We start from the raw sequence: 14235 nt of genomic DNA on the forward strand, positions 1-14235 counted from the left end.
CATTTGAATAATTCAGGGACACACTTGTTTTTTTTATGAAAACAGTATAGAATAAATCCAACCATTTAAGGGGAGGGAAATTATGAAAAAAGTAAATCATAGTCACGAAGAAATCATGAAAAGTATTCCAAACAAAGGTTTCTTCGGACATCCAAAAGGACTAAGCACACTATTCTTGACTGAGTTTTGGGAGAGATTCAGTTATTATGGTATGAAAGCCATATTAATTTTCTATCTATATTATAGTGTTGCTGACGGTGGCTTCGGGCTTAGCCAAGCAGTTGCTATGCAAATTGTTGCTATTTACGGAACTTTAATTTATATGTCTGGTCTTATCGGCGGGTGGATTGCAGATCGGATTACTGGAACGCAAGATGCCGTCTTCTATGGTGGGTTCCTCATCATGTTTGGACATATCCTTTTATCCATTCCGGGTAATTTAACAGCAGCAATGATAGCTTTACTTCTAATTATCGCAGGTACAGGGTTATTAAAACCAAATATCTCTACTACCGTTGGTGAATTATACGAACGCAATGATCCAAGACGTGATGCAGCATTTACGTTATTTTACATGGGAATTAATTTAGGGGCTTTGCTTTCACCTTTAATTACTGGGCAATTGCAAACTAGAATTGGTTTCCACGCTGGTTTTTTAGCAGCAGCAATTGGAATGTTTTTTGGTCTAATCGTTTTTGCACTCAAACGTAAAAAGAATTTAGGTTTAGCTGGTCGCAATGTGCCAATACCGTTAACAAGACCAGAAATCAAAAAATTCGTACTTATTACTGTTGGCGTTATCGTTTTATTCTTAATATATTTATGGATCTTACATTTAAACAATGCTCTAACATTAGGTAACTTTAGTTTCTTAATTACATTGTTAGGTATTGTATTACCGGTATACATATTCCTTAATATGATATTAAGTAAAAATATAACAAAAGATGAACGTTCACGTGTTTATAGTTACGTACCTTTATATATCACTTCCGTGGCTTTCTGGATGATTCAAGAACAAGGTTCAACGATACTTGCAACATTTGCAGATAAAAAAACACAATTAGAAATGTCTGAATTAACAAACGGCTTAATTGATTTTTCAATACCTGCAGCATGGGCGCAGTCATTAAATCCAATTTTCATTGTGCTCTTAGCACCAATTTTTGCAACACTTTGGATGAAATTAGGAAAGTACAACCCGCCTACCGTACATAAATTTGCTATCGGCACGATTATCGCGGGCTTCTCCTATTTAATTATGATTATTCCATTAGCTACAGGCAACGCGTTAATCAATCCATTATGGCTTGTACTAAGTTTCTTATTGATTACGATTGGTGAACTTTGTATCTCACCAGTAGGTTTATCTACAACTACTAAATTAGCACCAATAACGTTCACTGCACGTATGATGAGCCTATGGATGCTAAGTAATGCAACTGCACAAGGGCTTAACGCTCAACTTGTTGTTGTCTATACAAAGATCAATCAAAGTGACTACTTTATGTACTCAGGTCTTATCGCTGTAATCATTGGTATTCTATTACTTATGATTTCACCAAAAGTAAGACGTGCTATGAAAGGCGTTTACTAAACAATCAAAACTAAATACGATTTAAAAAAGTAGTGTCACTTCATTGTGCCACTACTTTTTTGTGTACATTATCAACAAAGACTAATTTTACTAAATGTTAATGCTTTAAAATTAAAATCAAATAAAATAACTTGCAAAAAATAACTGAATTTTCCGAATATTGTTATTGTGAGAATATTATTGAAATTTAGTTTTATTAGGAGTAAAATCTATTTTATACATTTTTTTATTGGGAGCAAGAAAGGACGGGAATTTTTTATGCAAAATCAGGACAAAACCCAAGACCAAGCCATCCAATCCATTCCACAAAAAGGATTTTTTGGACATCCTAAAGGTCTAGGGGTTTTATTTTTCGTTGAATTTTGGGAGAGGTTTAGTTATTACGGGATGCGCGCGTTACTTATCTTTTATATGTATTTCGCGATCAAAGACGGCGGCCTCGGTATGGACAAGGGTACTGCACAGTCAGTCATGGCTGTTTATGGTGCTTTAATCTATATGACTTCAGTACTTGGAGGTTGGATATCTGATAGAATCACTGGTACGCGTTCAGCCACATTTTACGGTGGCGTACTAATCATCATTGGTCATGTATTCTTAAGTTTACCATTAGATATTGTCGGTTTATTCATATCCATGTTCTTTATTATCGTGGGTTCAGGTTTAATGAAACCAAGTATTTCTAATATTGTAGGTAGACTATATCCTGAAAATGATACACGTATGGATGCTGGATTCGTTATTTTCTATATGTCTGTAAATTTAGGTGGACTACTTTCACCATTAATATTAGATCAATTCGTTAAATCGGGCGATTTCCATGCTGGCTTTTTAATAGCTGCAGTAGGTATGGCATTAGGTTTAATTTGGTATATGATCTTCAATAAGAAAAATATTGGCGATGTAGGAACGAAACCTACGAATCCTTTAAATCAAAGTGAGAAAAAGAAATACGGTCTAATATTTGCAGCTGCAGCCGTAGTTATTGCAGCGGTATTAATCATCACTGGATTAACTGGAACACTTTCATTTAACATTGTAAGTACTACTGTATTGATACTTGGGGTTGCGTTACCTATCATTTACTTTACAATTATGATTCGCAGTAAAGAAGTTACATCCGATGAACGTTCACGTGTCATTGCCTTTATTCCCCTATTTATTTTAGGTGTAGTTTTCTGGTCAATTCAAGAACAAGGTGCAAATGTGCTAAACATTTTCGCGCTTGAAAGTAGTGATATGTCATTAAATCTATTTGGATGGACAACAGATTTTGGACCAACTTGGTTCCAATCTATTAACCCTCTATTCATCGTATTACTTGCACCAGTAATTTCAATTATCTGGGCTAAAATGGCAAGACGTCAGCCAAGTTTAGCTACGAAATTTGTCTTAGGTGCATTTTTAGCAGGTGCTTCTTACATAATGATTGGCTTAATTGGCATTTCATCGGGTGGTGCAATGATAAGTGTAAACTGGATTATCTTGTCATATGTTATTTGCGTTATTGGTGAATTATGTTTATCACCTACTGGTAATAGTGCAGCAGTAAAACTTGCACCTAAAGCCTTCAACACGCAAATGATGAGTTTATGGTTACTAACAAACGCCTGTGCTCAAGCCATTAACGGTACTTTAGTCAAACTTATCGAACCACTTGGCTATAAAAATTATTTCCTATTCCTAGGAGTAATTGCAATTGTAGTCAGCCTAATCATCCTTGCCTTTGTACCAAAAATCGTCAAGGGTATGCGTGGTATTAAATAATAGTTTAATGATATAAAAGCATGCACAGTAGCTGTCTCATATCTAGTCAGCCCTATGAGAGCGGGAATACGAAATCAAATTTCAAATTTTGATTTCTCTCCCGTTCTCTTTTTTATTTATTTTTTTTGAAAATCGGGTAAACTTAATAAGTAAATCAAAATTCTAAGAAATATGGTGAATAAATTGACTCAATCAAAATTTAAACACGGCGTATTATTTTACCATGAACACTCAGGTATAAAAGATATTTATAGAGGTCTCGGAGACGTTGCCTCATCACTTACAACATTTTGTAAGCATCTCTCTATCCAATTAAGTGAAAATGAAGGAGACATTATTACTTATTGTAAAAAAATAAAAGAACAAAGTTATAGTGATGATGTAGATATTATCTTTATTTTAGGTGGGGACGGTACGGTAAATGAACTCGTTAATGGCATGATGCAAAGTCAGTTAGATATTCCAATCGGTATTATACCTGGCGGGACTTTTAATGATTTTGTAAAAACATTAAATTTACACCCACGTCATAAAGTAGCAAGTGAACAACTTAAGGAAGCAGAACTAAGATCTTATGATGTTATGAAAGTAAATGATGAATATGCTTTAAACTTTGTAGGCATGGGGCTTATTGTACAAAATGCCGAGAACGTACAAGAAGGTAACAAAGATGTCTTTGGTAAATTAAGTTACGTTGGTTCTACAGTAAAAACTTTACTTAACCCAGAACACTTTGACTATAAACTAACTGTCGATGAGAAGGAAATTGAAGGTAATACCACAATGCTTGTAGTAGCGAATGGACCCTTCATAGGTGGTAGTCGTATACCTTTAACCGACTTATCTCCTAATGATGGTTATTTAAATACGTTTATCTTCACAGAAGAAAGAACAAGTGTCTTAAACGATGTGTTTAAACAACGTGACAGCATGAATTGGAATAATATGACGGATGGTATTAAACATGTATTAGCGAAGAAAATCACCATCGCTACGGACCCACAGATGAAAGTTGACATTGATGGTGAAGTTGACTTAAAAACGCCGCTTCAAATCGAAGTTGTGCCAAATGCTATTCAAATACTGACACTTCCAGAACATAAACAAGTGAACGATACTGAATCAGAGTAATTAAGCTTTAACACGATGATTTAAATTATAAACAATCACGTAGTTCCAAAAATCGTTATATTTTAAATAGAAAAGCATCAATCTATTAGTTTATAATAGATTGATGCTTTTAATTTGAGAATGGGATATTTCTGCCCCACTCCCTTCTTTTTAAACAAGCGTATTGTTGCTATATATTTGTATCTCAAACTCATATCTCAAACACTTGAAAGATTAAATATTGTACTCACTATCTCCTAGGAAATAATTCTCAACATCTTTCCAATTATTCACACGATCAAATCTGTCATCGTTGATATTGTGCGTTGCAGTATACATAATCGGCGTACCAGTAAAGATGCTTAACTGTCTAGGGTTATCATCGATTAAATAATCCGCTTTAACAATGTCTTTTCGACCACAAAATACAAAATGCTGAGGGTCTAAAAATGGGAAGAAGTGTCTTAACCAATCATATTTATCATGGAATGAAGTCGGTACATCCATTGCCGCAGTTGCAATATATACATCATAATGTTCAGTTAGTTTTTTAACGACATCTTGTGCATCATCCATAACTTGTAATCTTCTGAAAAAGCCAGGTTCCCTTAAAATTTCTGTTAGTAGACCATCATGCTCAGGCATTGCATGTCTCAACTTTATTCCATCTAACATTTCATATGTAATTCCTAAATCCGTACGTTTATTCACGTCTTCAAGCAATGCACCTACTGTATCAGCAAGTACCTCATCCATATCAATAGCAATCGATTTTCTCGTCATCTACTACTCTACTCCCTTTTCAATAGCTTCCATCTTTATTATATATAGGCAAAGTTCTATGTGACAAGTGACTACATATAACTCCTATTTTCACTTCTAAGTATAGCAAATAACGTTCAACTAAACCAAAATTGTACTTATAAATATAATTCAAATCATGTTTAATGCTATCTACATCATACTTCACAGCACCTTAATGAATCGTGTTATTATATTTAAAATTCCATACACATTTTAGTATCGTTGAACGTCAACATCATTCATTATGATTAAAAGTCAAAACTTTTAAGTACTTCGATCATTTTATCATTTTGCTCTGGAAAGCCTATTGTCACTCGAATACCTTTAGGAAATGCTCTTGTAATACAGCCAACATTTAAAAATGCTTCATATAAATCATGTGGTTTGTCTGTATTGATATAGACAAAGTTTGTTTGGCTTGGATAAAATTTATCACTTACAGCTAATTCAAAGAATTTGGCTCTCTCTTGCGCGTTACGTTCGCGAATAGATGCTAAGTATGCTTGGTCTTCTAATGCTGCCAACGCTGCATATTCAGATAAACGTCCTACATTAAAAGGTGGACGTATAATATTCCATTTTTCAATCGCTTCTTTAGCTGCAACTACATAACCAATACGCATACCTGCTAAACCATAGGCTTTAGAGAATGTACGTAATAAAAACGCATTTGTAAATTGTTCTTGTAAAGCTAATGTATCAGGGAAATCTTCCGCCGTTACAAATTCCACATAGGCTTCATCTATAATTACTGGAACATGACTTGGAACTCGTGTTAAGAAGTGTTGTAATTCTTCATGCGTAAAATAAGTGCCTGTGGGATTATTTGGATTACATAACCATACGAGTTTCGTATCATCGTCAATCTCTGCTAAAATACCTTCTAAATCAAAACATCCATCTTGCATAGGTACTTGAGCTACATTTGCAGCTTCTACGGTTGCATTATGATAATATTGTCCAAATGTCATTTCGCTTGTTACTATTTTATCTCCAGGAGTGAGTACCGCACGTGAAATCATTAAAATGACTTCGTCTAGGCCTGCCCCGAATAAAATGCGTGATGCATCAACATTTAAGTGCTTACTGATTGCTTCTTTGATTAATGGAGAACCGGTCTCAGGATAAAATTGCAATTCATCTAAATGTGCTTGAATCGCCTCGTTAACTTTTGGTGATGGACCATATAAATTTTCATTTGAAGCTAATTTATATAATTCACCTTCAATCCCGTAACTTTCTTTCAATGCTCTAGGCGATAAACCTGGTTCATATGCTGATAATTGTTCAATTTGCTTTTTCATTGTTGCTTCGGGCCTCCTTAAATTTACAGAAATTTCAAAACTTAATAACTATTATAAACCCAATAATAGCTTAAAATCAATGTGTCCTCATCAAACAGTTTGATTTGTAAACAGTAAAAAAACGAGTTCAGATAAATTAAGCGCGTGTTATTCCTATCGCTCATCATCCGAACCCGTAATAAAAGAGATAATGTTTAATCTATTAAATGATGCTTTTCTAGATATGCTTTTGCAACTTCATATGGGTCTTCTTTCTTCACAGTCACATCGTAGTTCATTTGTTGCATTTCTTCATCTGAAATTTTACCTGCTAATTTATTTAACGGTGCTTTAATTTCAGGATGTTCTTCTAAATAAGATGCTTTAAACATAGGCGCACCTTGATATGGCGGAAAGACATCTTTATCATCCTCTAGAACGACCATATCATATTGTTTTAATTCTGCATCTGTTGAATATGCATCTATTAAATTGATATCGCCACTTTCAATTGCTTGATAACGTAATTTAGGTTCCATCGTTTTAACATCCCCCAAATCAAGGTCATATGCTTTTTTCACAGCTGGATAGCCATCTTCACGATCATTAAATTCTAATGTAAAGCCAGGCTTGATTTTACCACTGACTTTATTTAAATCACCAATTGTTTTAATATCATACTCTTCTGCAAAGTCTCTTTTCACTGCTAAGGCATACGTATTATTGTATTCCATTGGTTTTAACATCGTCATATCAAATTTATTTTCTAAACTCGATTTAGCTTGCTCATATACTTTGTCTTCTTGCTTAGACTTTAAATCTTCTTTCGTTAATTCACCGAGCACTGTCCCTGTAAACTCGAGATAACCATCTATATCATCTGATTTTAGGGCGTTAAATAAGAAAGCTGTTTTACCCAATCCATCTTCAACTTCAACAGTATGATCCGTTTCTTCTTCAATTAAAATCTTATACATATTGGTAATCACTGAAGGCTCTGAACCAAGCTTACCTGCTAAGGTCACTTTATCTCCTTTTTGTGCTAACATCGGACCGACTATAAACAATAATAAGATCAGTACGATGGCACCTAATGCAATCAGTAACTTTTTGTATGACATTTTTTGCATAAAGCGTAAGGCTAAATCAAATAAAATTGCGAGCAAGGCCGCTGGAATGGCACCAATAAGTATTAATGACGTATCATTTCTATCGATACCTAATAATATAAGGTCACCTAAACCACCTGCACCAATTAAAGCTGCCAATGTTGCCGTACCAATGATTAATACCATAGCTGTGCGAATACCCGCCATAATTACCGGCATCGCAATTGGCAATTCTACTTTACTCAAACGGCGTCCTGGTTTCATACCTATACCTTTTGCTGCTTCTATTAACGAAGCATCAACTTCGTTAATACCCGTGTATGTATTTCTTAAAATAGGTAATAATGCATAGACCACTAAAGCAATCACTGCAGGTACCTTACCTATACCAAATAGTGGTATCATCAAACCGAGTAATGCAAGTGATGGTATCGTTTGAAGTATTGCGGCAATATTCATCACTACTTCAGAAAGTTTACGTGTTTTTGTAAGTAGAATGCCTAAGGGAACGCCAATTAATGTCGCTATTAATAAAGCAATAAAAGATATTTGCATATGTTCGAAAATGGTTGTTAATAATTGACCTTTGCGCTCTACAATAGTGTTAATGAATTCATTCATCCATTATGACCTCCTTTGCCTTCTGACAAAACTTTAAATATATCTTCTCGTTTTAGTACATGTTGTGTAGAAGCTGCTTCATCATCGACAATAATGCCTTCATGGTCAATTAAATGCTCATAAATATCACGTACAAAATAATCACTTTGAAGGACAGGATAACTTTCATGAGGCGTCTCTAATTTATTGTCCGGTAAATTACTAACCAGTTCAGATAATTTCATATCATTAACCGTGCGTTTTACTTTATCTCCCATAAACTGCTTCACAAAGTCGTTTTTAGGATTTTTAATAAAACCTTCTGGTGTATCAATTTGTTCAACTCGTCCCTCATTTAATAAACATATACGATCACCAAGTTTCATTGCTTCTTGAATATCATGCGTTACAAAAATAATCGTCTTTTTAATTTTTTGTTGTAATTCTATCAAATCATCTTGTAACTTTTCACGACTAATCGGATCTAGCGCACTGTATGGCTCATCCATTAATATCACTGGTGGATCGGCGGCTAATGCACGCACCACGCCTACACGTTGCTGCTGTCCCCCTGACAACTCATCTGGTTTACGATTTTTATATAATTCAGGTTCTAAACCGACCATATCCAATAATTCATCCACACGTTGGTTAATATCTTTTTCTTTCCATTTTTTCATTTGTGGCACTTGTGCAATATTCTCTTTGATTGTCATATGTGGGAAAAGTGCGATTTGTTGCAATACATAACCAATATCCCAACGCATTTCATAAATAGAATAATCACTAATTGGTTTATCATTAAAATAAATATACCCTTCAGATAAAGAAATTAAGCGATTGATCATTTTTAAGGTCGTTGTTTTGCCACAACCTGAAGGCCCAATTAACACAAAAAATTCGCCTTTTTTTATATTAAAACTGATGTCATCGACTGCAGTTTTATCTCCATATTTTTTTACTACATTTTTAAATTCTATCACTTTGTCACCTTCACTTTACTGTCCTCTATTTTTAAAATTAGCTTAAATTCACATTTACCACAATTATTCCCTATTTTCATATAATTCATGTATTTATCAAGCAATTTTCAAAAGTTTTGTTTTACTTCAATAAAATCTTGTTATTACAAAAAAGCGAAGTTAACTCAAATCAAAAATATACCTATGATCTTTTTGTTACATAGTATATTAAAATTTGAAATTTAACTTCGCAGTTATGGTCATATTTATTTAAAGCAGAAAGTTATGTGGAGATACAAAACTTAAGTTAATTATATCTTTGCTTTATATGATTGAATGGTTTCTAAAAACATTGGACAGTAATGTTTTAATTTGTAACTACCTACGCCATCAATTAAAATCATATCTTGTTTTGATTCTGGCTTTCTTTTAGCAAATTCTTCTAGTGTAAAATCAGAGAATATACTTACTGGTGGAATGCTCAAGTCCTCACTTAGCTGTTTGCGTACAGCTATAAGTTCATCAAATAATGCACGATCCACACCTTCTACGGTATTGATATTAACTTTTTCTGTAGTTTTGCGTTTAAATGGTGTCGTAAATATAGCGACCTGATCACTCAATAAACTTTTCACGGAGTTATCACAAGTTAATATTTCATCATACTCATTTAAAAAGCCTTTAAATCTCAATTCATCAATAAGATGGCTTAAATCTGATGTAGTATAGTTTTTCATAATACCATGTGTTGACAATTCATTATAATCACAGTAGCGAATATAATCAGATTCTTCGCCTCTTAATACTTGTATAATGACGCTATAGCTTTCTTTTTGTTTCATACGTGCGATACAACTCACTATCATTTTTGCTTCATTAGTCATATCATACGTTTTATTTTCTCTTACACAATTACTACACTGTTCACATTCTTCAAGCTTTTCATTCGGCTCAAAATAATGTACGAGCGTTGCTTCTAAACACTTTTTAGTTTTTGTATAAAGTATCATCTTATTTAATTTTTCGCCCATCTTATCTTTATAATCATCATCTGCTTTCGACGAAGATATAAAATACTGATGTAAGCCGATATCACGTTCACTAAATAATAAAATACAATCACTATTTAAACCATCACGACCTGCGCGACCCGCTTCTTGATAGTACGATTCTAAATCGCCAGGCATATTATAATGAATAACAAATCTCACATTGGACTTATCGATACCCATACCAAAAGCATTCGTAGCTACAACTACGCGTACTCGATCGTAAACAAAATCATTTTGGGCAGCTTCACGCTCTTTGTTCGATAGTCCACCATGATAGGTTGTACTCTTAATATCATTAATCGCTAATGCTTCTTGTAATTCTTCAACTTGTTTTCGTGTTGAACAATAAATAATGCCGGATTCTTTTTGATATTTTTTAACATATTCCAACACAAATTTTTGTCGTTGATATGTAGGATTGACCTGAAAGATTAGATTTCGACGTTTTGTACTTGTTTTAATCTCGTCGTTTTTATTAATGTTCAAGCGATCCATAATGTCTTTTTGAACTTCAATTGTGGCCGTTGCAGTGAGCGCCACAATTGTAAAATCTTGTGGTAATGCAAATACCTTATGAATCACATCTCGATAACTCGGTCTAAAATCGTGGCCCCATTTAGAAATACAGTGTGCTTCATCAAAAGCAACTAGCGGTATATTTAATTGTTGCACCATTTGAACAAAATAAGCATTATCGAAACGTTCAGGTGCCACATATAGAAATTGAATTTCACCTTTTCTAAGTTGTGCCTCTATTTCTTTTTGTTGTTTCTGAGTTAAACTACTGTTTAAGTACGCCGCGCGTATACCCATGGCCTTTAATTGATCAACTTGGTCTTTCATTAGCGAAATTAATGGACTGATAACAATCGTCGTACCGCCCAACATTAATCCCGGCACTTGATAACAAATTGATTTTCCCCCGCCAGTAGGTAATACACCTAGCGCATTTTGATGATTCATTACTTTTGTTATAATTTCTTTTTGACCTGGACGAAATGTATCGTAGCCAAAATAATGCGATAATGTTGATTCCATGTTTAACAATCCCTCATTGTTCTTTTAGTTCTTCTAGTTCGCTCCATCTTGCCATATCATCTTCGTACGTCTGATTAAGACGTCGTTGTTCTTCATTTAATTCTTTGATTTTAGCATAATCTGAACTTGCTGCAACCATTTCTTCATCGATGGTTTCTAATCTTTGCTCAGTAGTTTCAATACGTTCAATAATCGTTTCATATTCTTGCTTTTCTTTAAAAGAGAGCCCTTTTTTCTTGTTCGCATTTTGTTTTACATGCGCTTGTTGTTTCTGTTGCTTTTGTTGTGCTTGAGCTTTATCTTGTTCTTTTTTATATGCTTCATAATCTTCAAATGTTCCTATGATACGTTCCATTTTTCCATCGTGAATATACCAATATTCTTGGGCTACTTTATTTAAGAAGTATCTATCATGACTTACTGTAATTACCGCACCACCAAATGTCTCAATATAATCTTCAAGTATTGTTAGCGTTTCAGTATCTAAGTCGTTTGTTGGCTCATCTAATAATAAGACATTCGGCTGATGGACCAATAATCTCAACAGATATAATCTTTTTTGTTCGCCACCTGATAATTTATATATTTTTTTACCATGTGTGGAACTTGGAAATAAGAAGCGTTCAAGTAGTTGTGTAATTGAAACTGACGTACCATCTTTTTCTTTTGCTACTTCACTTTCTTCTCTTAAATAATCAATCATTCTGACATCACGATCTAATCGCTCTTCACTTTGTTTAAAGTAAGCAACTTTTACAGTCTGCCCTATTTTCAGATTACCTTCGAAAGCTTGATCTTCTCCACTCAATATATTTAACAATGTTGTTTTACCAGCACCATTAGGACCAACAATACCAATTTGCTGACCACTTTGAATAATTTGAGTGATATCTTCGAACAGCGTTTTCCCATTTATGCGTTTAGTTAAAGCATCGAATTCAAAAACTTGTTTACCCAATCTTGAATAAGCAAGATTTAAAGATGCTTTATCTTGTTGATGTTGATTTTTGACATCTTGTTCTAAATCGCTAAATCTATTTTTACGCGCTTGTTGTTTTGTAGTTCGTGCTTTTACACCCGCACGCATCCAAGCAAGTTCTTTTTTATATAATGACTGTTGCTTCGATTGTTGTTTTTGTTCGATGATTTCATTTTCCGCACGTTGTGCAATATAAGCTTCATAATTACCAGAATAAGTGCGTAATTTTCCACGATCTAATTCGATAATTCGTGAGGATACTTCATTTAAGAAATAGCGATCATGCGTTACAAATAATACAGTGTGTGGATATTGTTTCACATAATTGATTAACCAATTGATAGATTCAAAATCTAAGTGGTTGGTAGGCTCATCTAGAAGTAATAAGTCAGGTTGTTCAATAAGTGTCTTCGCAAGACCCACTCTTTTTTGTTGACCGCCTGAAAGTTCACTTACTTCTTTTGTTGTATCATGAATACCTAATTTAGAAAGTATCGTCTTGATTTCTGCACTATAGTCCCATGCTTGATTCGCATCCATCGCATCTTGTGCTTGCATCATTTTTTGTAAATCTGACTCACTCTGGGTCGTACTATATTGATTCAGTGCAGACTCATATGCACGTATAACTTGAAGTGTTTTAGTTTCTGAGGTCAATACTGCTTCAAAAACAGACATGTTTCGATCAAAATCTTGTTTTTGAGAAGAATAACGGACGCGATATGCATTGGGATGCGATATTTCCGCATCGTAATCTTCGTCTAGTCCTGCCATTACTTTTAACAAAGTACTCTTGCCAGTCCCATTTATACCAACGAGTCCTATTTTTTCTCCTTCAGAAATAGAGAGATGTAAATCATCGAAAATAGTCTTATCGGCATATGACTTATTTAAATGTTCAATTTTGTATGCTTCCATCATTCTACATCCTTTTTAATATCGAAATTTTTAAATATCGAAAATAGTAATTATATCTGTTAAACTTAATTTCAGTTCTATATATTATACACCTTTTTGAACTCAAATGATACAAAGGAGCAAAGCTTATGTCGGAATTTTTCCAAAACTTACCTCCTTACATCCAAGCATTAATAGCTGGTCTTATCACATGGCTACTTACTGCATTAGGAGCAGCATCGGTATTTATTTTCAAAAGAGTTAACGATAAGTTATTAAACTCAATGCAAGGTTTTGCTGCGGGTATTATGATCGCTGCAAGTTTTTGGTCATTATTACAGCCAGCCATTGCTTATGGTGAAGGCACAGCATTCCCATGGTTGCCAGCTGCTATTGGTTTTTTATTGGGTGGATTATTTATTCGGGGATTAGATTTAGTTATTCCTCATATACATCCAAATACCAAAGACACCAAACAATTTCATGAAGGTGTGGGTACTAAAAAACTCAACAAAAATACATTACTTGTATTGGCAATTACGTTACACAATATTCCCGAAGGCCTTTCTATAGGTGTAGCTTTTGGTGGTATTGTTTCTGGTAATGGTCAAGCAACATTTTTAGGCGCTGTTGGATTAGCCATCGGTATCGGAATACAAAATATTCCTGAAGGTGCAGCGCTATCAATGCCAATACGCGCTGCAGGTGCATCAAGATGGAAAGCTTTTAATTATGGACAAGCATCAGCCATCGTCGAGCCTATATTTGCTGTAGTCGGCGCTGCTGCCGTGATAATGATCACTCCTATGTTGCCATATGCTTTAGCATTTGCTGCAGGTGCGATGATATTCGTTGTGGTTGAAGAACTTATACCAGATTCTCAGGCAAGTAACAATACAGACCTTGCAACGTTAAGTCTAATGTTAGGATTCACAATCATGATGATACTTGATGTCGCACTTGGATAAGGACTTAAATTTAGTATTAAAAATGGTTTAGACATAAACCAAATAAGTAAACAATAGCTATGGACGTTT

At 34.3% G+C, this 14235-nt stretch carries 10 protein-coding genes; 4 read left to right on the forward strand and 6 right to left on the reverse strand.

Features of this window, described 5'->3' with window-relative positions:
- The first annotated feature begins 82 nt into the window (after positions 1-82).
- The 3 genes from AAA453_RS12525 to AAA453_RS12535 all read left to right on the forward strand — a co-directional run bounded on the left by AAA453_RS12525 (position 83) and on the right by AAA453_RS12535 (position 4495).
- Positions 83-1597: a peptide MFS transporter gene (locus AAA453_RS12525; RefSeq protein WP_427705270.1), complete on the forward strand. Its 1515-nt coding sequence runs from the start codon at positions 83-85 to the stop codon at positions 1595-1597.
- A gap of 258 nt (positions 1598-1855) precedes the next feature.
- Positions 1856-3364, forward strand: coding sequence for a peptide MFS transporter (locus tag AAA453_RS12530; RefSeq protein ID WP_427705272.1), 1509 nt, complete (start codon positions 1856-1858; stop codon positions 3362-3364).
- A gap of 171 nt (positions 3365-3535) precedes the next feature.
- Positions 3536-4495 carry a diacylglycerol/lipid kinase family protein gene (locus AAA453_RS12535; protein WP_069833316.1) on the forward strand — a complete coding sequence of 320 codons (960 nt, stop codon included), beginning with the start codon at positions 3536-3538 and terminating at the stop codon, positions 4493-4495.
- Between the two features lie 213 nt (positions 4496-4708).
- Here the strand turns inward: AAA453_RS12535 and AAA453_RS12540 are convergent, their stop codons facing one another.
- From AAA453_RS12540 to AAA453_RS12565, 6 genes are all read right to left on the reverse strand, one after another.
- Positions 4709-5257, reverse strand: coding sequence for a 5' nucleotidase, NT5C type (locus tag AAA453_RS12540; protein ID WP_069833315.1), 549 nt, complete (start codon positions 5255-5257; stop codon positions 4709-4711).
- A gap of 269 nt (positions 5258-5526) precedes the next feature.
- Complete coding sequence (hisC, locus tag AAA453_RS12545; protein WP_069833314.1) at positions 5527-6582, reverse strand: histidinol-phosphate transaminase; 1056 nt, start codon at positions 6580-6582, stop codon at positions 5527-5529.
- Between the two features lie 194 nt (positions 6583-6776).
- Positions 6777-8291, reverse strand: coding sequence for an ABC transporter permease/substrate-binding protein (locus AAA453_RS12550; protein WP_427705275.1), 1515 nt, complete (start codon positions 8289-8291; stop codon positions 6777-6779).
- Positions 8288-9253, reverse strand: a complete 966-nt coding sequence (locus AAA453_RS12555) for an ABC transporter ATP-binding protein (RefSeq protein ID WP_069833312.1) — start codon at positions 9251-9253, stop codon at positions 8288-8290. The genes AAA453_RS12550 and AAA453_RS12555 overlap by 4 nt, the downstream gene beginning before the upstream one ends.
- Before the next feature lie 290 nt (positions 9254-9543).
- On the reverse strand, positions 9544-11322 hold the full coding sequence (gene recQ / locus AAA453_RS12560; protein WP_069833311.1) for a DNA helicase RecQ: 1779 nt from the start codon (positions 11320-11322) through the stop codon (positions 9544-9546).
- A gap of 13 nt (positions 11323-11335) precedes the next feature.
- The gene (locus AAA453_RS12565; RefSeq protein ID WP_069833310.1) at positions 11336-13219 is read right to left on the reverse strand and encodes an ABC-F family ATP-binding cassette domain-containing protein; all 1884 of its coding nucleotides are present in this window, start codon (positions 13217-13219) and stop codon (positions 11336-11338) included.
- 128 nt (positions 13220-13347) lie between these two features.
- Between AAA453_RS12565 and AAA453_RS12570 the strand changes: the two genes are divergently transcribed.
- Complete coding sequence (locus AAA453_RS12570) at positions 13348-14166, forward strand: ZIP family metal transporter (RefSeq protein ID WP_069833309.1); 819 nt, start codon at positions 13348-13350, stop codon at positions 14164-14166.
- Positions 14167-14235: the final 69 nt, after the last annotated feature.

Origin of the sequence: Staphylococcus parequorum, from assembly GCF_039237145.1 — a bacterium.
In the GTDB taxonomy this organism is placed as follows: domain Bacteria; phylum Bacillota; class Bacilli; order Staphylococcales; family Staphylococcaceae; genus Staphylococcus; species Staphylococcus equorum_A.

Bases quoted from the DNA above. Each gene is read 5' to 3' on its own strand.
- AAA453_RS12525 (WP_427705270.1), top strand. From the start codon at position 83: ATGAAAAAAGTAAATCATAGTCACGAAGAAATCATGAAAAGTATTCCA.
- AAA453_RS12530 (WP_427705272.1), top strand. From the start codon at position 1,856: ATGCAAAATCAGGACAAAACCCAAGACCAAGCCATCCAATCCATTCCA.
- AAA453_RS12535 (WP_069833316.1), top strand. From the start codon at position 3,536: ATGGTGAATAAATTGACTCAATCAAAATTTAAACACGGCGTATTATTT.
- AAA453_RS12540 (WP_069833315.1), bottom strand. From the start codon at position 5,257: ATGACGAGAAAATCGATTGCTATTGATATGGATGAGGTACTTGCTGAT.
- hisC (WP_069833314.1), bottom strand. From the start codon at position 6,582: ATGAAAAAGCAAATTGAACAATTATCAGCATATGAACCAGGTTTATCG.
- AAA453_RS12550 (WP_427705275.1), bottom strand. From the start codon at position 8,291: ATGAATGAATTCATTAACACTATTGTAGAGCGCAAAGGTCAATTATTA.
- recQ (WP_069833311.1), bottom strand. From the start codon at position 11,322: ATGGAATCAACATTATCGCATTATTTTGGCTACGATACATTTCGTCCA.
- AAA453_RS12565 (WP_069833310.1), bottom strand. From the start codon at position 13,219: ATGGAAGCATACAAAATTGAACATTTAAATAAGTCATATGCCGATAAG.
- AAA453_RS12570 (WP_069833309.1), top strand. From the start codon at position 13,348: ATGTCGGAATTTTTCCAAAACTTACCTCCTTACATCCAAGCATTAATA.